This is a genomic window from Chryseobacterium sp. c4a (assembly GCF_009900745.1).
GTDB lineage: Bacteria > Bacteroidota > Bacteroidia > Flavobacteriales > Weeksellaceae > Chryseobacterium.
Map to the genome: position 1 here is coordinate 31,830 of NZ_WXVU01000011.1, position 20,328 is coordinate 52,157.

Here is a 20,328-nt window from a genome sequence, read left to right on the forward strand (position 1 = left end):
AATATAAGAGGAATCCATACAGTTTTACAACGGATTAAAACTGAAACAACAGGCTTATGAAAAGCTGCAATATATCTTTTCATACGAAAGTATCAAGATTGAGATTATGAAAATAATTTCATCATTATGTAAATGATTACAAAATCACACCCCATGAGCTGTATAAGTGATCCTTTTTTAAAAAATTACCCTTTATTTTTATATCTGTTTATTGCAATCTCTTTATGTAGCTGCAGTAAAAAAATCAACACCCAAGAAATCGATAACGCTTTACTTCAAAAAAATGAAAAATTAAGACTTGAAGGAAAAGACAAGGAACTCATCACTCTTAATAATGAAAACATCAACCTCTCCAAGCAAGGAGGATATTTAAAAGGAGAAGCTTTAGGTTATATTAATCTTGCCAATACTTATGGTATGATGGGAAAATACAAGACAAGCCATGCTTATCTGAAATCAGCTGAAAAAATCATCACCCATCTTAATGACAATTTCCTTTATGCTAAACTTTATCATGAGTATGGTCAGATCAATTATGTTACAGGATTAGTTAATACCGCTTTAAGCTACAATGCTAAAGCCATTTATTATGGTAAAAAACTGGATAAAAAAGGATGGTTATTAGGAAATATGTATGAACAAAGAGCAGATTTTATTTCCTCATCATATAGAGATTCGGCATTGATTTACCGCCACAAAGGCTTCCGTGTAGACCCTTCAGCTCTCAATGCATCGTTGATTGGTAATTATCATTTACAACAAACCAAAAATCTTGATTCTGCCACTTTATACAATAACAAAGCATTAAGCCTTCTTAAAAAAGCCGAATACGGAACCGTAAGACAAGGGATTATTTACTCTTTTTATGCTGATCTCCTTTCTAAAAAAAAGGAATATGAGAAAGCATTAAACTTTTATCAAAAAGCTTCAGACATTTTAGTCAAAACTAAAAGAATCAATAAATTACCTGGACTTTATCGACAGATTGCTTTCGTTTACCAAAGTCTTAATGATCGTAAAATGGAGGAAGTTTACACTTCCAAGGCTGAAGATCTGGATCAGAAGCTTAAATTATCCGGAAATGAAGCCATTGACCTTTCCCTTAGTGAAATCATTGAAGAAAAAAGCGAGAGTAATACTAATCTCATCTTTATTTTCATCGGAATATTTGCTCTTGTCACGGGTATTATTTTATTTTTATTGATCAGAAACAGAAAATATAAAAAGGAGGATCAACTCTCTGAAAGATCTAGTGCTTTAGCATTCTCATCAAAGGGAATAATATCGAAGGAAGATTTCGCAGAATTATTAGACCTTGCTAAAACTAATGATCTTAAATTTATCAAAAGATTTGAAGAGATCAATCCTGGTTTATTTCAGAATATTTTAAAAATCAATTCACAATTGACAAAATCAGAACTGTCTTTATGTGCTATGATATGGCTAGGCTTCTCTTCAAAAGACATTGCAGATTTTACTTTTATACAACACAGATCAGTACAAACTAAAAAAGGCAGGCTTAGAAAGAAACTTGATATTCCTTCTGAAACTGATCTTTATAGTTTTTTTACCTCTTTGTAGATTTAAAATATCACCATCAATACCCTCCTGCTCAACGGCAGGATTTTTTATATCTGATAAACTACAGTTTTATTTTTTTATCATATTCAATACATAATATTTAATATAAAATTTACATTATAAAGAATCTTTTTATTGAAAAAACAATCGATTTTCAAAGTTAGGAATGATACTTCTATTCAAAACATTCAACTTTAATATCATAAAAATAAATTGCAAAACCGTTCCCAAACAAAACACAAAAACCTATATATCAACAAATTAAACACAAGGTAGTACCCATAGTGTAGCTATGTCGTATGTTGTTTTTTGGAAAATCCTCACATTATTGAATATGTTTGCCATGTGAAAAATATAAACCTTATACAATTAAGAGTATTACTAAAAACAAACATAAATAATTTCAAGAATAATTATAAAACCTCCCCCTCTGCAACTACTTAATTTAATCTAAAAAAGTATTAAGAACACAAATGAAAAACACAAGTGATGAAAACCAGGAGGGGTGAGCGTTTTTACAAAAAAACAAATAATATTAACTAGAAACACAAATAAAAGAGAGGCCTATTTAACACAACATCCTATGATGAAACAATGTCTCAGCATTATGATCTTCGTCCGTTCATAAAAAATTGAGAATATTACAATTTATATTATTTGTTTAAATGAGAGATTGCCCTTTAAAAGCAGCAGTCTCTTATTTTTTTATAAAATACGACAAAAAAAACAGCAGTATATATTCATATACCACTGTTTCAATACACATTATAAACTTATATAAACCGGTTTCCCGGAAATTATTTCATATCAAGATTATTTATTTCCAGTAATTCCAGACTGATCCGTCAAATACCGCCAATGATTTACTGGTTGTATCATAACATACCATTCCCGGATATGGATTCTTTACATTAATATGCGGAGTAGCGATCTGAGGAAGGATCATTGCTTTATCCGTAGCTTCCAACACCAATACTCCATCTGCAGTACTGGATGATGCCCCGATTACAACCCCTTTCCCTAGCTCTGCAGAATTGTTTACCACAATGCTATTTGAGCTTCCTGCATCAGATAGAGGCTTCCATACATCATTCTCATAAACCTTTACTTTATTATCATTAACATCAAAGACAAATGTTCCATTCACTAAAGATCCTGTAGGAAGACCCGAAGTAGCCGGAAGGATCAATCCTTTTGTGTTCCCGGATACATTATTGAAATCAAGAACCGTACTGCTGCCATCTACCGTCTGCTTTCCAATAGCTACTTGGGCAACAGAAAGATTAAAAATAACAAGAGCAAGGGCTATGCTTATATTTTTTATATTTTTCATCCTTTTATCAATTTTTAAATTAATCATTACAGCTTCTCACCACGCACTTCCATTCAGTACCATTATAAAGCTTTACACATTTATCCTGTATATCATACAACAACATTCCTTCTTTAGGATCTGCAATAGCATCTCCTGGCTGTGGAGTCTGGCTTACATGCTGAACTCTTGTGATTACAAAGCCTTTATCTTTTGCTTCCATGGCAACAAAACCATTAGGAATATTTTCTGGCCAAGCATTGTTTTTTTGCTGTATGGTAATTCCGAACTTGGTAAAACCATCTGGTGTTCCTGTTGCTCCCGGTTTTGTACAAAAACTATCCATATCATCAATAATTGTAGGTGCGTTACCACAACTTGATTTATCATCAGATAATCCTTTTGGCCAAAGAGACGGACATAAAGCTGATGTAGCATTCGGGCCACAGAAACTTGCAGCTCCAGGGCCAAGACTGGTAACAGATGCCATTGCAATAGCTATAATCTGACTGTCATTACTTAAAACAGATCCATTACCACCACTCACATCTCCTTTAGCAATACAATAAGCTTTACCAGTAGGAAGACCTACATATTTAATAAAAGGATAAGTTGTTGACTGCTGAGTAAATGTACCACATATCTCCACTACACTATTGGTTCCCATTTCTAGAGTAGAACTTACATTGGGATAAGTTCCCATAAATGAAGTATCACCCTGTACTACTGATCCTACAAGAGATAAAAATGATTTAGTACCCAATTTAACTTTTGAATTTTGGTTCGTTCCAAAAGTACCTATAAGAATGGATCCATTAGACTTAACACTTGCTCCGTCTCCAATTTCTAAAACTCCGTCCACCTGAATATTAACAGACTGCAACTGTCCAGACTGAACAATAAGTGTTGCACCATTTGGGATGCTGATATTCGTCCCTACAGTAAGATTCCCATTAAGACAGTAAGTTGTTCCGCTTACCATTGGCTGTCCCGTATAAGGTGTACAGGTCTGGGCATAGGTAATACCGTAAAAGGCAACCATTAATAAAAAAATCAATTTTTTATTAATATCGAAAAAATTTAAGTTATTCATATATTTTTATGCTAAATTAACAAATTATTCACATTTTAATGAGAAATCATCAAATTTTCTACATCATCGAATCCCTACTCAACAATTAATATACCAAACTCTCTTACTATTATAAATAACAATACAATACCATGCCGAAATTTATTTTCATCAAAAATATTTTTTTACTGCGTTTAATTCTACAACATAAACAACTTATTGATAGGCAATGTCTTAAATAAATCAAAATTAAATATATTTAAGAAGTCATTTTATATTATTTAAAAATTCAATATTGTAATGGATATATAGCAGTTGACAAGTCTCAGAAAAAAGAAAAATCAGAAAACCTAAACCTATATGTATCAGCATAGTATATTTAAGAAATACCTTCTCTAATGAGAGCAAAAATCCTCCTAAAATCCTCCTGTATACCATAAATAATTTCAGATTTCCGGGTGACCAGCCAGGGAAAGCCATCATAATAAAATTTATCTATCAGAGCGACACCATTGATGTGAATAGACTCCTTTTTTCCATCCAGCAATCCTGGAATATTGATATAATTAAAGTTACTTTTACACCCTACTGCCTCTATGATGGTATCAATCTGATCATAATTCAATCTTAAAATGCCCTATCAGCTTTGAATTCAATATCTGCGCTATCAGCATAATCAACCTCCGTTTTAAGGGGAATTTCCATTCTATTTTGTTAGAATTCCCGAAACAGAAAGCCAAAAGACTTCTCTTGGATGATAAAGTATTTGTAAACGGAGTAAATGATTTTCTGGGTTCTAAAAATCCTCAACATTTTACAGTCGCTTTTAAAAATTTCATGGCTTTTTCACCAGTTTATTTAAAGGGTAATTTCAATAGACAATATTTATGAACCACGACTGCCTGATAAGAAGTATAGACAATACATATAGCGGCCTCTATAAAATTTGCATTAAAAAGCGTAAATTTGCCGCATGAATAACGATACTATTTGTGCCCTGGCTACAGCCAATGGAATTGGTGCTTTAGGCATTATCAGAGTTTCCGGAAATGATGTTTTGCCTATAGTTCAGAAAAGTTTTCCAGCGAAAAAACTGGAGAAACAAAAGTCCCATACCATTCACTACGGTTATTTTATGGATGGAGAAGAAGCAATTGATGAAATTATGCTTTCTATTTTCCTGGCACCGAAAAGTTTTACTACAGAAAACTCTGTAGAAATTGCTTTTCACGGTTCACCGCATATTGGAAAACGTATTCTTGAAACCCTTATTAAAAATGGCGCCAGAATGGCTAAAGCCGGAGAATTTACCCTTCGTGCTTTTATTAATGGAAGAATTGATCTTTCTCAGGCAGAAGCGATTGCAGATGTGATTGCTTCGGAAAACGAAGCATCCAGAAAGGTAGCCATCAACCAATTAAAGGGTGGAATCACTAATGAAATTTCGTTATTAAGAACAGACCTTCTGAATTTTGTTTCTCTTATAGAGCTTGAACTGGATTTTGCAGAAGAAGATGTGGAGTTCGCTGACAGAACTGTTTTAAGCGGATTGCTGGATAAAATTGATACAAAACTGATGTCTCTTATTGAAAGCTTCCAATATGGAAATGCCATTAAAAACGGAACCGCTGTTGCGATTATCGGAAAACCTAATGCAGGAAAATCTACGCTACTTAATGCTTTATTAAAAGAAGAAAGGGCTATTGTAAGCAATATCGCAGGAACCACGAGAGATACTATTGAGGAAGTTCTTCATATTAAAGGCCATGCTTTCCGCTTGATTGATACTGCCGGATTGCGTGAAACAGTGGATGAAATTGAAGCAATTGGAGTAAAAAAAGCCAAAGAAAAGGTCGAAAACGCTAATATTCTAGTATATCTGGCTGATGCTGCTACAGAAGATTTTTCCGAAGATATTGAAATGATCCAGTCTTTATTAAGAGATGATCTAAAATTAATTATTTGCGCAACGAAGATTGATGAAGTTACTCCAACAAAATACGAAACGGTAGAAGATATCTTCAGGAAGGCTATCTCGCATGAATTTGATTTCATTAAAATCTCTGCAGTTGAGAACCAAAATATTCAGGATCTTAAAAATGAATTATCATCTTACGTTGAACAATTAAAATCGGAAGAAAATAATGTAGTCATTATTAATCAGCGTCACTTTGAGGCTTTACAAAAGTCTTTAGAGGCTGTCAATAAGGTAAAAGAAGCTATTTCTTTCCAAATTTCTACGGAATTACTGGCTTATGAGCTAAGAAACGCCCTGGAACACCTTGGAGAAATCTCAGGAGAGGTTACCAACGATGAAGTGCTTGGAAATATTTTTTCTAAGTTTTGTATCGGAAAGTAGATGTTTTGAGACGATATAATTGAGATTTTTATAAAAATTAGAGCGAGTTGTTAACTCGCTTTTTTTGTGTTTATATTTTATGAAATAATGAGCAACGAGCATTACGCTCTCGCCAGCGAGGGTAAAAAGACATGCAATCTGGATTGCCTGTCTCATTTATTTTACTTTGATGATTATTTTTCCCTTTGATCTGCCAGAAGCCAAATGTTCAAAAGCCTCAATACTTTCCGAAAAAGGATATACAGTATCTACCACCGGTTTTATCATTCTATCTTCCACTGCTATTTTAAGCCAGGCCAACTGCCGTCCGTCAGGCTTCATGATCACCATCTTATAGGTAGCATCTTTATTTTCAATCGCTTGCGAAAGATTAGCTGGAAGTTTATAATTGGGAATACCCAAATGCCTTGCTGTTTCTTCGTCCAGTGGTCCCACAATGCTAACTACTCTTCCTCCCTTTTTTATGACCTCAAAGGCTTCCTCCGTGTAATTTCTTCCCAAAGTGTCAAAGACAATGTCAAGATCGGTTGCAATGGTTCTATAATCTTCTGTTTTATAATCAATAACACGATCCGCACCAAGTTCTTTTACCCAATCCATATTTTCAGTACTGGTTGTTGTATAGACATATGCACCTCTAGTCTTGGCAAACTGGATGGCAAAACTTCCCACACCACCCGATCCCGCATGGATCAGAACTCTGTCGCCTTCTTTCATACCCACCCGTTCTAAAGACTGAATTGAAGTAAGAGCAACGAGCGGAAGACTGGCAGCTTCCTCAAACGTAATATTAGTTGGTTTGACTGCGACTATACCACTGTCAACAGCAATATATTCTGCAATTGTTCCAAAACGCCGCTGCGCTACCCGGGAGTAGACCTCATCCCCAATTTCAAATTCAGTAACCTCACCACCTTTGTCAACAACAACTCCGCTGACATCAAAGCCAATCGTTGCCGGCAAATCCAAAGGCTGGGAATCTTTTAAGTTTCCGGCAATAAATAATTTATCAATTGGATTTACAGAAGCTGCATATACTTCAATAAGTACATCATGGGGCAGTATCTCAGGCTTGACAACTTCATTAAAAGCAAGGCTATCGGTAAGATCGCCATAAGATATTAGTTGCAACGCTTTCATAATATTCTTTTTTTTGTTTAACGGATATTAAGCTTTCCAATTTTCCGGTCTTGTACTGATCTCTTATATAATAACAACAGCCATTCCAAATAGTTCTACTATACCCCCAACAATCAAACTACATCAGAAATAAAATAGGGAACACAATTTTCATTCGCCATATATAAAAACCATTTACTCTGAATAGGTTGTTGTTTTTAATAATATTATATCAAAATTGTAATATTGTAGGAACAAAACAAAAAAAACAGATACGACACAGATATGACACCAATATAAAAAACTGATAACAAACCCATTAGAACCGCCGTAAAATTAACTTCTAAAGAATCTCCATTTCCACAACAAAATAAAGGAACTCATTATTTGACAACTTCTTTTTCGGCAGTCCAATTTTGTGCTCCTGTGGATATGGAGATCTGAAAGTCATACTGACATTCCTAATCCTTAAAATGAAGGAATTAATGTTATAAATTATTTGAATTTGTTCCCTGTTTTGTCCCTCAACTCTTAACTAAGAAAAAAATTGCTTACACATTCATATTCGGACATACTCTTTTTTGTGGGCACAGTTGATGAAATTTATTACATATCATCATATCAATATCATAAAAAGGACAGAAACCAGAGGTTCCTATCCTTAATTAATTAAAACCTTCTGAAAACAGATCTCCTATTTTTATTGGGATTTTAATATGCTCATTATCAAAATTGAGAATCCATAAGCCTATTAATTTTATCATGGTGTATATTGGCTTTTCCAGTCTTTTTTTACTACTACGATGTTTTCAAATACCGGAGAACAGCATGTTATATGATAAATATTTTCAACTGTTCACTATATTTTCCTATCTAAAATTGCACTATTTATGGTGATATAAACTTTATGGATTGGGTGAATTCCTGATTATTATACTACAAAGATGGCCGTTTCAGTATATACTAAGCTATATATATCCGGAATAATCTTACACATATCCCACTTTTTACAAGTCTTCCAAATTTCCAAGACGTCTTTGTTTCAACTGTTTGTAAAATGAAGGAGAAAGCCCTGTGATCTTTTTAAACTGGTTGGAAAGATGGGCTACACTACTGTAATTGAGTTTATAAGAGATTTCTGTAAGATTGAGTTCATCATACAACAGCAATTCTTTTACCTTTTCTACTTTATTAATAATGATAAAATGCTGAAGAGTCATTCCTTTCACTTCTGAAAAGGTATTGGCAAGATAAGTATAATCATATCCTAATTTTTCACTTACATAATCTGAGAAATTTTCTTTTGGGAGTTCCTCTGAATAATGAATCATTTCTATGACTACATTTTTTATTTTTTCTATCAGGATACTTTTTTTATCATCTAATACTTCAAGCCCTGTTTTAAGTAAATTTTCTTTCAGAATTTGTCTTAGTTCGGTGCTGATATCTTCCAATAATTCCACAGTTCCCAAATCTACAATAGCATTTTTAATGCCCAGCCTTTCCAGTTCCTGATGAACAACCATTTTGCAACGCAAACTTACCATATATTTTATATACAACTTCATCTCCCTTATTGTTTATACCTGTCAATTATTTCATTAACAGTCATTTACCCAAAGTTAATCTATTCAATCGGAAATATCTATGATTTATACAACAAATTAAAAGACAATTGCAAAGCTTTCCTTTTTTAATGATTGAAATTTACAGTTAACAAAAAATATTTCATAATGTCAAAAGAAAAAGAGGGAAAAAAGAAGTCAGATAAAACTCCACCCGCAAAATCCGCAAAAGAGAAACGGGAAGATAAGATGAATAAACGAAGAGGCTGGGAAAACGAATCCCAAAATACCGACAACTAAATGATATCTCTGAAAAAAGACGGAATTATACTCAGAAAAACAACATTAGACTTTGAGAGTGAGGGTGTTTTAAATCCTGCAGTCATTCAGGATAATGGAAAAATACATTTATTATACAGGGCTGTTGCCAAGAATAATTTCTCCAGTATTGGATACTGTACATTATCAGATTATAAAACGATAGAAACCCGGTTAAGCAATCCGATTATCATCCCCGAGTTTGAATATGAAAAACATGGTGTTGAAGATCCAAGAATCGTAAAAATCGACCATTTATTTTACCTTACTTATACGAGTTATGACGGAATTAATGCATTGGGAACTCTTGCTGTATCTGAGGATCTTACATCGTGGCAAAAGCTGGGGATTATTGTTCCCCAAATTCCATACAAAAAATTTAGACTTTTATCTGAATCTCAAGGTGAAATAGGTGAAAAGTACAGACGCTTCAATAAATTCCCACCTACTTATAAAAAGAATAAAGATATCTTCCTATGGGATAAAAATGTGATATTTTTTCCAAGACGAATTAACGGTAAGCTTTATTTTCTTCACCGCATAAGACCAGATATCCAAATTGCATGTATAGAAAGTATTGAAGACCTAACCCCTGATTTCTGGAAAGACTATTTTCTTCACTTTAAAAAACATATTGTATTATCTCCCCAGTATGAGCATGAAGTAAGTTATATTGGCGGCGGATGTCCCCCTATAGAAACCGAACATGGATGGCTTTTAATCTATCATGGTGTACATGATACCATTGAAGGATATGTGTACAGCGCATGTGCGGCTTTACTGAATCTTGACCATCCTGAAAAAGAAATTTCAAGACTTCCTTATCCTATTTTCAAACCTGATGAAGAATGGGAACAAAAGGGAGAAGTGAACAATGTCTGCTTCCCTACCGGAGCCATTGTAGAAGGAGAGACACTCCATATTTATTACGGAGCTGCAGATAAAAGAATAGCTGTTACTTCTTTAAGTATTCCGGAATTACTGAAAGAATTACTACAGTACATATCATAACTGGCTATTCACTACAGAATATCAGTCTTTAAAACAGATATCATCATGAATAAAAATATAAACCCAGATGTGGAGGGAAAGACAAAAAGACGATCTGTCCAAAATAAAAAAAACACAATTAACTATAAACCTGAAATTATCTTTATAAGTACTTTTCCTCCTAAGGTGTGCGGTATTGCAACGTATTGTCAGGATTTGATAAAATCTCTTCAGCTAAAGTTCAAAGAATCATTTAGCATAGTTACCTGTCCAATGGAAACTGAGGATGAAAGCTATCAATACGAAGAAAATCCTCAATATCGACTCAATACATCCGATGCTATTTCTTATTTGGAGCTGGCTGATAAAATCAACAAAAATGACAATATTCAATTGGTTATGCTTCAGCATGAGTTTGGATTTTTCGCTGAAGCTAAAAACGGATTGCCGCTTTTTCTTCAAAATGTAGAGAAAGATATCATCATTACTTTTCACACCGTTCTGCCGAAACCGGATTTGGAATTAAAAGAAAAGGTAAAAGAAATCAGCCGTTTCGTAAAATCTATTATTGTAATGACCAGTATTTCTGCAGATATCCTCACCAATGATTATGATATACCATCTGATAAAATTAAAGTAATTCCCCACGGTACACATTTACTACCATTTATCGATAAGATTTCACTGAAAGCGAAGTACGGATTTAAAGATAAAAAAGTTCTTTCAACATTTGGGTTACTGGGTTCGGGAAAAAATATTGAAACCACCTTAGAAGCTCTGCCTGAAATCATTTCCAAAAATCCAGATGCAATGTTTCTGATTATTGGAAAAACACATCCCGGCATCATTAAATATGAAGGTGAGAAGTATCGTGATTTTTTGCAGAATACTGTTAAGAGACTCCATCTGGAAAAACATACTTATTTTATCAACCAGTATCTGCCTTTGGATGAGTTGTTGGATTATCTTCAGCTTACCAATATCTATCTTTTCACTTCAAAAGACAGAAATCAGGCAGTAAGCGGTACCTTTTCCTACGCCATCAGCTGTGGCTGCCCTATTGTTTCCACTCCTATTCCCCATGCTCTGGAAATATTAAATGAAGACCTGGGAATTATTATTGATTTTGAAGCACCGAAACAACTTGCGTCTGCCGTGAATACATTACTGAAAAATGAAACCGCACAGGAAAAATTACGATCAAATAGTTTGGAAAAAATGGCTCCCACAGCCTGGGAGAATTCTTCTATTTCACATGCCCTATTATTTCAACAATACAGCAAAGATAAAATGACATTACATTATACCTTCCCCAACATTAATCTCAGCCATATCAAAAATATGACAACAGATTTTGGGATGATCCAGTTTTCTAAAATCAACAAACCTGATATCAATTCCGGGTATACTTTGGACGATAATGCCCGTGCTATGATTGTGGCCTGCAGACATTACGAACTGAGCAAAGATGAATCTGACCTTGATTTAATCTCAACTTACCTGAAGCTCATTAAGTTTTGTCAACAACCGGATGGATGCTTCCTCAATTATATCAATCAACACAAGGAATTTGCGCAGCAGAATTATGAGACCAATCTGGAAGATTCTAATGGAAGGGCTATCTGGGCACTGGGCTATCTTCTTTCTATAAAAGCTATATTACCGCAGCAGTTTTCTGATGAAGCGGAATCAATTATTGAAAAAAGTTTTCCGTCTATTGATAAAATACATTCTACCCGTGCAATGGCTTTTATCATCAAGGGATTGCATTATCAAAATGCTGAAAACAATATTCCATTATTGAAAAAGCTGGCCAATCGACTGGTAAAAATGTATCAGCATGAAAAACACAGAGACTGGCATTGGTTTGAAAGCTACCTAACCTATGGAAACAGCGTACTTCCTGAGGCTTTATTATGTGCATGGATTACGACACAAGACGAAATGTATAAACAGGTTGCCAATGAATCCTTCAAGTTTTTGCTTTCTAAAATATTTATTAAAGGAGGTATCAAAGTAATATCTAACAAAGGATGGCTACACAAAGAAACGATTAAAAGCCCTGAATCAATTGGTGGTGAACAGCCTATTGATGTTGCTTACACCATACTGGCCTTATCTACATTCTACAAGGTTTTTAAGGACGAAAAATATTTACAGATGATGAGGAATGCTTTTAGCTGGTTTTTAGGAAAAAATCATTTACATCAGATTATTTATAACCCTGCAACAGGAGGATGCTATGATGGTCTTGAAGAGAAAAATGTCAATCTCAATCAGGGTGCTGAATCCACAGTAAGTTATCTCATGGCAAGGCTTTGTTTTCCAAAATAGCACCTTTAAGGGGCAATCTTATTGCGTTTACAATGTAATAATTGATAAAAAAAAAGAGAGATCTGATCTGATATTTGTAAAAGTGTGATATGTGCAACATAAAAGAAACAATCTGTAATACAATAAATTATTAAACGCTCAACTTTGTACTGTAGCAATGAAGTTACACTAAAAACCCACCTTATGGACACCAGCCACAACAAAGACGATAAATCTTTCAAAATTCCGGAAAACTGGAATGAACAGTCAAAACAACTGAAAGAAAAATTTTCAACATTAACGGATTATGACCTAAAGCTTGAAGAGGGTAAAGAAAAGGAAATGCTTGAAAGAATCGGAAACAGATTAAGAAAAAACCGAGAAGAAGTTCTCAGTATTATCAAAGAAATTAATCTTTCATAAATTGTTTTCAAGGACAGTTAAAGCCTATGATAAAGACATATTCATCAAAAGTTTTAACTGAAAAAAGGGACGGAATATTAGACAGTTCTGTCCCTTTTATTTACAATATCTTCTATTCTTTTTATGCTTAAACCAACCGTGATGAATCATAAAGAACTTGAGAAATCAAAAGTATATATTACCAGCCACATTGTAGATTACATTCCAAATTCTGTAGTAAGCAAAACGATACTGGAAAAACTAACCGGCACTATCAGCACTTTATCTTTTGATGACAAAGAAGGATTACCCGAAAAAATTTCTCCTTTTGACGCTGTTGCACAGATTATTGAAGGTAAAGCAGAAGTTATAATAGACGGAGCTTCTTATTTTATGGAAGAAGGAGAATGCATTATCATTCCCGCTCATAAATCTCATTCTATAAAAGGAAATAAGCGCTTTAAAATGATAGTAACGATAATAAAAAGCGGCTATGAATAATGTAAATACCATATCTATTTTAACAAAAAAGATATTTAAAAAAACGGTTGAAATTCAAAAAGAATTTCCTGAATTGTATGAACTTTTAGACGAAACTCCACTATTTTTTTCTGCAAAAGAGAAAAATATTACAATTAAAGATTTAAGACAATATCTTATTTCACTTATCATACAGCAAAAGTCCTTTGAAAAAGGGATTATCAAGAAAAAAGATTTACAATAAAACCTTAATGAAAAAGCGAACTAAACACCCCAAGAAGAGATTAGGATTCCGAAATAAACCTCAATCTAAATTTTCATCTTATTAAATATTTTGCAGTGAAAACAATACATCTTTTTAGGTTCAACGATACTATTTTCCATAAAATTCCTTTTTTTAAAGAAGAACACAGGCTGAAAAACGATGTAACAGAACTCGATGTAATGAATATTGAAATCGTCACCGAGTATATTGTGAAAACCCATGATGATTTCAGTTTTGAGAACACATCCAGAAATGACCTTCTATCAATGTGCAAAGAAGCACAAAAAACAATTGAACATTATTTTGTGATAAGCCTAGATCATTTATGATTCTATATGAAATGATAAAGAAAAATAACATCTCCTACATAAGCAGGTTTGACCTGATCTCTTATAAGAAGCTTCGCTTCTACCACTACCTTTACCGTTCCTCTGAGATCTGTTACCGTTTTTACAGATGCCTGTAGCCTCACCTCACTATCCACCAGAACAGCCTGCCCAAATTTAAGATTCTCAATTCCGTAATTGATTTCCATTTTTACATTTCTCACCTCTGCAATTTGTTTCCAGAGATAAGGAATCAGTGATAATGTTAAGTAACCGTGAGCTATAGTGGACTTAAAAGGGCCTTCCTTTTCTGCTTTTTCTTTATCAGTATGAATCCACTGATAATCCAGAGTTGCTTCTGCAAATCTGTCAATCTGAGCCTGATGTATTGTATGCCAGGCAGAAGTTCCTATCATTTTACCTTCCAGAGCTTTATATTCAATAAAATTGTTGATGACAGTCATTCTCTTTTGTTTTTATATTAAGCTGGTTGTATTCTTTCCTTAAAAACCTCTCACTAAAAGTAAGAGGCCAAATGAACATTATGGAAATAAAAAATAGTGTATTTATAGTAATGTCCGTTCAAATACCATATCCAAACAAATAGCCTGAATTCTGAATTTGTAAAAAAATATAAAAATATGAAACTGAAATTGCAAAAAATTATCTTTTGAAATATCTACAATCAAGTTTAAATTATGCCAATTTTACATTGACAGCATTTAAGCCCTTGTCGCTTTTTTGTACATCAAAAACGACTTTATCATTTTCACGAATTGCACTTACGCTCAATCCTGAAGAATGTACAAATATGTCCTTACTTCCATCTGCTGGAGTAATAAATCCGAAGCCCTTTGCTTCATTGAAAAATTTTACGGTGCCTTGTTGCATTGTAATTATTATTAAAAATTGAATAGTATGTTCTGTAAACGCTACAGAATTTATTTATAAAATGATCTGACCGGTACTGTAAAGCCGATCAGCTTTTGAATATTTTTAAGGTCTACACGTTCGTCTGCATCACAAAACGAAATAGCAGTACCCTCTGCCCCAGCCCTTCCGGTTCTTCCAATCCGATGAACATAAGTTTCCGGGATATTAGGAAGTTCGTAGTTAACAACATTGGGAAGGTCATCTATATCAATGCCTCTTGCTGCAATATCTGTAGCCACCAATACATTAATTCTGCTGGTTTTAAAATCATCAAGTGCATTTTGCCTGGCTGCCTGTGATTTATTTCCATGAATAGCAGCGGCAAAAATCCCTACATCTTCTAATTGCTGAACAAGTTTATTCGCGACATGTTTGGTACGGGTAAAAACTAATGATCTGACCGTACTTTTTTCCTGTAATATATCAATCAACAGATCTGTTTTATCTTTTTTCTCTACAAAATATACAGACTGCTTTACTGTTTGTGCCGTTGAAGATACAGGAGTTACGGTAACCTCAACAGGATTATTAAGAATGCTTGCAGCAAACCTCTTTATACTTAACGGCATGGTGGCAGAAAAAAATAAGGTTTGTCTTCTTCTGGGAACTAAGGCTAACACCTTTTTTACATCATTTACGAATCCCATATCAAGCATCCTGTCTGCTTCATCCAAAACCAATATTTCAATCTTAGAGAGATCAATATGTCTTTTATCCACCAAATCCAATAATCTTCCTGGTGTTGCTACAAGAATATCCACTCTTTTTCTCAGAGCAGCAAGCTGGCCACCTATTGAAACTCCCCCAAAAACAGAAAGTTGGGATAAAGGCAGATATTTGCTGTAAATGCTAAAGTTTTCTTCTATCTGTATCGCCAATTCCCGGGTTGGAGTAAGAATTAAGGTACGTATTTCTTTATGTTCAGGATTATGTCTTTTCAGTAACTGTAATATAGGCATAGCAAACGCTGCAGTTTTCCCGGTTCCGGTTTGTGCACATGCTATGATATCCCTTCCTCCCAGAATATGTGGAATTGCAGTACTCTGTATTTCGGTGGGCCTGGAATATCCGGCTTCCGTTACAGCACGAACAATGGGATTGATTAAGTTTAAATTTTTAAAGCTCATTATAAATTCCGGTCTTCCGGTAGTTGGTAAACAAATCTGTTGATCAGAATTTGAATTGGTGTACGGATAAACAAATAAAGAATACCTTTCCGGTTTATCATTTTGCTTGCTTTATCGGTAACAATATCATTCAATATTATTTATGATCAGCAATAACATATCATTCCTATTTATAGTAGGATTTTTACAATCTTCGACTTTTTACTCATGAAATCAAGATTATAAATGGGTAGCTGGAAAAGCAAAACTGGAAAAGAAAATTGTGATTTTAAACTATTACAGAATAGCAAAGGCAGAAACCTGTTTTATAAATGTTTTGCAAACCTACGATAAAAAAAACAAACAAAGCTATATTTAATTAACTGATTATCAAAAATTTATTTATACCTTCCGCACGTTAATCGAATTGTTTGCAGATGCGGATGATTTTAAGCTTCCCAAAATGCAAACTGCTTTTCCCAAAACCCAACCTCAGACCCAGACCCTGAAATCACATGCAACATCGCATGTAAAAATTGCCTATTTTATTATGATTCATCATAAACCTCATGTATTCAAGGCAATGTTTCAGAAAATTTATACAAAAGATCAGTTCTATTTTATTCACATTGACAGAAAAGCCCAAGACTCTTTTACAGAAGAAATACAGCTCTATATAACACAATTTCCGAATGTTTTTATTCTAGAAAGTCTGAATATTGTTTCAGGTGGCTTCAGTATGATCCAGGCAGAGCTTAATGCAATGGAGTTTCTCTTAAATGCAAGCCGGGAATGGGATTATTTCATCAATCTCAGTGGTGAAGATTATCCCCTGAAATCCCAACCCATCATACGTAATTTTCTTACCGTAAATAACGGCCGGAATTATCTATTCTACTATGATCAGAAATTTTACAGACCAGATACCCTGAAAAGAATACAGAATCATTTCACTGAATTAGCCTATATGATCTCCTCATTCATCTATAAAAGAGAATTTATGAAAGGAGTAATACCCTATATTGGTGGGAAATGGTTTATGTTTACAAGGGAAACTTGTGCTTTCTTAACAAGCAATAAAAAAGTAATGGACTTTGAAGATTACTACCTACACACTTTTTTACCTGCCGAATCTTTTTTTCAGACTGTTCTTATGAACACATCTTTTAATGACATTATTGTGAATGATGATAAAAGAGCAATATTTGAAAAATCAATTTTTCATAATAAACAAGATATATTGAAGTATATAGATTCTCTGAAATCTACCAATCAGCTCTTTATCAGAAAAATAAACCATAAAACAGATGAAAATATCCGGAACTATATTGAAAACACCTTTCTTCTTCCCTTAACCGAGGTTGATGAAGTGGAAAGAGAATTAAAAAGAGACGACCAGCAAAATAATTAAACTTCTGGGTGAAAGAAAGAACACCATGGAAGAAACTGAACCTGAGAAATAGTCTCTGATCTACATTACAATAACACAAAATCCCTTTAAACAGATATTTAAAGGGATTTTTATTTACTATATGATTTTTAATCATAGAAATTTTATTCAGCTTTTATATTCCAAGGATAAGAATCCTGTTCAGGAATATTATAGAATTCTGCTGTGCTATCTAAAGACAGCTCATCCGTTATTGGGAAACAATATCTAAGTGCTGAATGCTTTATTTGATTGATATAATCATTATTTACAAACCAAAGTTTTTGAAAATCTGCAGTTTCAACAATATCAGATAAACGATCGGTATTCACATTTCCAAAAGATTTTTCAAAAGAAATAAAATTCTTTATCATCCCCTTTTTATCGATGCATACTTTTTTATTTAAAAATACATTATGCTCTAAGCTTTCTAAATAAAAATTTAAATTCATATAGATAGGATTTTGGCTTTGAGAAATATAATTAGACAGCGATAAATCGTCCTGTGAAAAATAGAAATTTTTCTCAGACTTACTAACCGTATGATTATAAATGATTAGCTCTGTTTTATTCAAGTCTTTCCAGCCCTGATCTATAAATGCAATATCAGCATCTGATAAGAAATTATGATTAAGAACAATCTGTATTGTTCTCATAAATGAATTTTCAAATTTTTTGACAATAGAAACTAATTTTTCAAGTTCCATTTTATCTTTTACCCAAATTTCAACTTTACCGCAAAACAATTCGTTAAGCTGAGTAAGTACAGATTCAATATCGTAGTTTTCAAAATTTTCTACTTCAATAATTGAATTATTGATGATATCAGGTGTTACATAAGAAGTATTAATTTTAGGATACTGATTGACATCATCCACATAAAATCCGAAATCATTTTCTACAAGAAAATCAAGAATTTCAGCAGAATCTTCTCTCAGGTCGGAATCATTTTTAATTTCGGAAATATTTTTAACCTCACAAGTGTCTGTGATTAAATCATAGATATACTCATCAATTTCAAGATAGCTAATCTTATGCAGATCAAAAAGTAAAATCTCCTCTTCTCCCTTAACAGGAATACAATTCGCAAAAAGTTTAAAGAAATAATTTTCAGGAGTTTTCATCATCTATTTTTTTGAGTTTAAGTTTCGTTGTAGGCTTATAGCTTACATACCTTTGATAGGCTGAAGATTTATGTATTTTACTGGCAGTAGATGTTTCGTAGCCAGATTCCATCTGTCTGATTTTTTTAAAATCCATCTGAAACATAAATCTAAAATATAAAGGAAGTGTTTTTAATTCATCTTCACTGAAGTACTGAAATTCATTCATAATCATTATTTATTAACCATTCTGCGACCTCTTTTTCCAAGGTATAGTTCGTAGGAGTGCTATACCCAATTATTTGCCCTACCGGGTTTACTTCAAGGAAATAAAACTCTCCGGAAGTTGTTTTGATAATATCAATTGCTCCGCAGTTCAACCCTAGATCCTTCATTAATCCAGTGATCTTTGTTTCAATTTCTTCAGGAAATTTAAAAGGAATCATTCTTACGGTTTCCGCATCAAAACCTACACTTCTTTTGATATCTAAAGTCTTAGAATTCAAAATCGCTGTTGGGAAGAATTTACCATCCAGATAAAAACATCTGATTTCGTGAGCCGAGTCTATTTTTCCTTGTAACAATGATGGAAAGAAAGATTCTCCATCATTCATAGCAGATAAATCCATTTTTTCTGTAAAAGATTTATAGCAAAAATTTTGGTCTTTATCTACAATAAGCTTGGAATCTGATATCGGTTTTGTGATATACTCTGTCTCAGTATCCAGTTCCGCAGTCACAGAGTTTACAATAAAAGAAGGAGCTATATTAATCCCATGTTTATGAGCCAGATATAAAGTATACAACTTATTGTGATTCTTATTGGCAAAGGGATTACATAAGGTTTTTTTACCAGAGAGCAACATGAATATAAAGGAACTGATTTCATTAAGCTCCGAACTTAATTCAAAATTCAATTGAGATCGGTTAGGAATATCTTTAGGAAGCTGAAATCCGAATTCATTCCATCTTCTGTACCAAACCACATTAATTTCATCAATTGAAATTACCATGTCATTGATTTTTATTATTCCTTTTGCTACATCAATATATAAAGACTTATTATTGAGAATATCTTCACTATTCAGCCTAATAAATGGTGCTTTTTTATACAGAAGCCAATCGATGACCATGTCAGTCGTTGGTTCTTTTTCATTTGAAAAAATTAAAATCATAAATTAAAAAAAATTAAAAAAATAAAATACAAGATCAGATCCTGTATTTTATTTTTTTTATATGTGCATTTATTATTTAGTTATCGAAATCAGCAACAAGTGAACACAAAGTTTGCTCACCTTTTTTATCTATATCGTGATCCCATGAACACATTGTAATATCAAAAGATTCTTCCATTTGTTGAAGTCCGCCATGTGCTTTGGCCATCTGATTTTTGTTGATTACCTTCATTTTAGATAAATCAATCTTTTTCATTTCTTTTTTCATATCAGTTTAATTTTAAAAGTCAATATCTTTAAATACAGAACATAATGATCCTTTGTCATAATCGTATGCAACCGAAGTTAATCCGATATCTGCAACTTCTTCCATTTGCTGAAGTCCCCCATGCAGGGTAGCCATTTCTTTTTGATCAATTACCTTTAATGTACTAAGGTTTATTTTTTTAGCATTTTTTTTCATAATTAAGATTTTATAAT

23 protein-coding genes are annotated in these 20,328 nt (G+C 33.3%); 10 read left to right on the plus strand and 13 right to left on the minus strand.

Annotated elements, in window-relative coordinates; all coding sequences use genetic code 11:
• Positions 1-153: 153 nt before the first annotated feature.
• Positions 154-1,581: a LuxR C-terminal-related transcriptional regulator gene (locus tag GTR01_RS14600; protein ID WP_160138549.1), complete on the plus strand. Its 1,428-nt coding sequence runs from the start codon at positions 154-156 to the stop codon at positions 1,579-1,581.
• An 817-nt stretch (positions 1,582-2,398) separates the two neighbouring features.
• On the opposite strand, the gene GTR01_RS14605 is transcribed toward GTR01_RS14600, so the two are convergent.
• The 3 genes from GTR01_RS14605 to GTR01_RS14615 all read right to left on the minus strand — a co-directional run bounded on the left by GTR01_RS14605 (position 2,399) and on the right by GTR01_RS14615 (position 4,590).
• On the minus strand, positions 2,399-2,914 hold the full coding sequence (locus GTR01_RS14605) for a hypothetical protein (protein WP_228452246.1): 516 nt from the start codon (positions 2,912-2,914) through the stop codon (positions 2,399-2,401).
• 19 nt (positions 2,915-2,933) lie between these two features.
• Positions 2,934-3,986, minus strand: coding sequence for a hypothetical protein (locus GTR01_RS14610; RefSeq protein WP_160138551.1), 1,053 nt, complete (start codon positions 3,984-3,986; stop codon positions 2,934-2,936).
• A gap of 358 nt (positions 3,987-4,344) precedes the next feature.
• The gene (locus GTR01_RS14615) at positions 4,345-4,590 is read right to left on the minus strand and encodes a hypothetical protein (protein ID WP_160138552.1); all 246 of its coding nucleotides are present in this window, start codon (positions 4,588-4,590) and stop codon (positions 4,345-4,347) included.
• A 348-nt stretch (positions 4,591-4,938) separates the two neighbouring features.
• Here GTR01_RS14615 and mnmE point away from each other — a divergent pair, with 348 nt between their 5' ends.
• The gene (gene mnmE / locus GTR01_RS14620; protein WP_160138553.1) at positions 4,939-6,324 is read left to right on the plus strand and encodes a tRNA uridine-5-carboxymethylaminomethyl(34) synthesis GTPase MnmE; all 1,386 of its coding nucleotides are present in this window, start codon (positions 4,939-4,941) and stop codon (positions 6,322-6,324) included.
• Positions 6,325-6,480: 156 nt separating this feature from the next.
• On the opposite strand, the gene GTR01_RS14625 is transcribed toward mnmE, so the two are convergent.
• Both GTR01_RS14625 and GTR01_RS14630 read right to left on the minus strand, forming a co-directional pair.
• Positions 6,481-7,464: an NADP-dependent oxidoreductase gene (locus tag GTR01_RS14625; protein ID WP_160138554.1), complete on the minus strand. Its 984-nt coding sequence runs from the start codon at positions 7,462-7,464 to the stop codon at positions 6,481-6,483.
• 986 nt (positions 7,465-8,450) lie between these two features.
• The gene (locus GTR01_RS14630; protein ID WP_228452247.1) at positions 8,451-9,011 is read right to left on the minus strand and encodes a helix-turn-helix domain-containing protein; all 561 of its coding nucleotides are present in this window, start codon (positions 9,009-9,011) and stop codon (positions 8,451-8,453) included.
• Between the two features lie 165 nt (positions 9,012-9,176).
• Here GTR01_RS14630 and GTR01_RS24780 point away from each other — a divergent pair, with 165 nt between their 5' ends.
• From GTR01_RS24780 to GTR01_RS14660, 7 genes are all read left to right on the plus strand, one after another.
• Positions 9,177-9,308 carry a hypothetical protein gene (locus tag GTR01_RS24780; RefSeq protein WP_262885753.1) on the plus strand — a complete coding sequence of 44 codons (132 nt, stop codon included), beginning with the start codon at positions 9,177-9,179 and terminating at the stop codon, positions 9,306-9,308.
• The gene (locus tag GTR01_RS14635; RefSeq protein WP_160138555.1) at positions 9,309-10,337 is read left to right on the plus strand and encodes a pesticidal protein Cry7Aa; all 1,029 of its coding nucleotides are present in this window, start codon (positions 9,309-9,311) and stop codon (positions 10,335-10,337) included.
• 45 nt (positions 10,338-10,382) lie between these two features.
• Complete coding sequence (locus tag GTR01_RS14640; protein ID WP_228452248.1) at positions 10,383-12,650, plus strand: glycosyltransferase; 2,268 nt, start codon at positions 10,383-10,385, stop codon at positions 12,648-12,650.
• Positions 12,651-12,833: 183 nt separating this feature from the next.
• Entirely contained in the window at positions 12,834-13,052 is a 219-nt protein-coding gene (locus GTR01_RS14645; protein ID WP_160138556.1) for a hypothetical protein, read from the plus strand.
• A gap of 141 nt (positions 13,053-13,193) precedes the next feature.
• Positions 13,194-13,532, plus strand: a complete 339-nt coding sequence (locus GTR01_RS14650; protein ID WP_185155135.1) for a cupin domain-containing protein — start codon at positions 13,194-13,196, stop codon at positions 13,530-13,532.
• A complete protein-coding gene (locus tag GTR01_RS14655) occupies positions 13,525-13,755 on the plus strand; it encodes a hypothetical protein (RefSeq protein ID WP_160138558.1) in 231 nt (76 codons plus the stop codon). Before GTR01_RS14650 ends, GTR01_RS14655 begins: the two co-directional genes overlap by 8 nt.
• A gap of 95 nt (positions 13,756-13,850) precedes the next feature.
• Positions 13,851-14,105 carry a heme oxygenase gene (locus GTR01_RS14660; protein ID WP_160138559.1) on the plus strand — a complete coding sequence of 85 codons (255 nt, stop codon included), beginning with the start codon at positions 13,851-13,853 and terminating at the stop codon, positions 14,103-14,105.
• Between the two features lie 2 nt (positions 14,106-14,107).
• Here the strand turns inward: GTR01_RS14660 and GTR01_RS14665 are convergent, their stop codons facing one another.
• The 3 genes from GTR01_RS14665 to GTR01_RS14675 form a co-directional block, all read right to left on the minus strand.
• On the minus strand, positions 14,108-14,566 hold the full coding sequence (locus tag GTR01_RS14665) for a MaoC family dehydratase (protein WP_160138560.1): 459 nt from the start codon (positions 14,564-14,566) through the stop codon (positions 14,108-14,110).
• Positions 14,567-14,798: 232 nt separating this feature from the next.
• Positions 14,799-14,993, minus strand: coding sequence for a cold-shock protein (locus tag GTR01_RS14670; protein WP_047430072.1), 195 nt, complete (start codon positions 14,991-14,993; stop codon positions 14,799-14,801).
• 50 nt (positions 14,994-15,043) lie between these two features.
• On the minus strand, positions 15,044-16,162 hold the full coding sequence (locus GTR01_RS14675; protein ID WP_160138561.1) for a DEAD/DEAH box helicase: 1,119 nt from the start codon (positions 16,160-16,162) through the stop codon (positions 15,044-15,046).
• 442 nt (positions 16,163-16,604) lie between these two features.
• On the opposite strand from GTR01_RS14675, the gene GTR01_RS14680 reads away from it, so the two are divergent.
• The gene (locus GTR01_RS14680; RefSeq protein WP_160138562.1) at positions 16,605-17,552 is read left to right on the plus strand and encodes a beta-1,6-N-acetylglucosaminyltransferase; all 948 of its coding nucleotides are present in this window, start codon (positions 16,605-16,607) and stop codon (positions 17,550-17,552) included.
• A 143-nt stretch (positions 17,553-17,695) separates the two neighbouring features.
• Here GTR01_RS14680 and GTR01_RS14685 read toward each other — a convergent pair whose 3' ends face one another.
• The 5 genes from GTR01_RS14685 to GTR01_RS14705 all read right to left on the minus strand — a co-directional run bounded on the left by GTR01_RS14685 (position 17,696) and on the right by GTR01_RS14705 (position 20,311).
• Entirely contained in the window at positions 17,696-18,694 is a 999-nt protein-coding gene (locus tag GTR01_RS14685; RefSeq protein ID WP_160138563.1) for a hypothetical protein, read from the minus strand.
• Positions 18,681-18,902: a hypothetical protein gene (locus tag GTR01_RS14690; RefSeq protein ID WP_160138564.1), complete on the minus strand. Its 222-nt coding sequence runs from the start codon at positions 18,900-18,902 to the stop codon at positions 18,681-18,683. The genes GTR01_RS14685 and GTR01_RS14690 overlap by 14 nt, the downstream gene beginning before the upstream one ends.
• The gene (locus GTR01_RS14695; protein ID WP_160138565.1) at positions 18,895-19,848 is read right to left on the minus strand and encodes a hypothetical protein; all 954 of its coding nucleotides are present in this window, start codon (positions 19,846-19,848) and stop codon (positions 18,895-18,897) included. The genes GTR01_RS14690 and GTR01_RS14695 overlap by 8 nt, the downstream gene beginning before the upstream one ends.
• A gap of 76 nt (positions 19,849-19,924) precedes the next feature.
• Positions 19,925-20,116, minus strand: coding sequence for a hypothetical protein (locus GTR01_RS14700; protein ID WP_160138566.1), 192 nt, complete (start codon positions 20,114-20,116; stop codon positions 19,925-19,927).
• Between the two features lie 12 nt (positions 20,117-20,128).
• Complete coding sequence (locus GTR01_RS14705; RefSeq protein ID WP_160138567.1) at positions 20,129-20,311, minus strand: hypothetical protein; 183 nt, start codon at positions 20,309-20,311, stop codon at positions 20,129-20,131.
• Positions 20,312-20,328 lie beyond the last annotated feature (17 nt).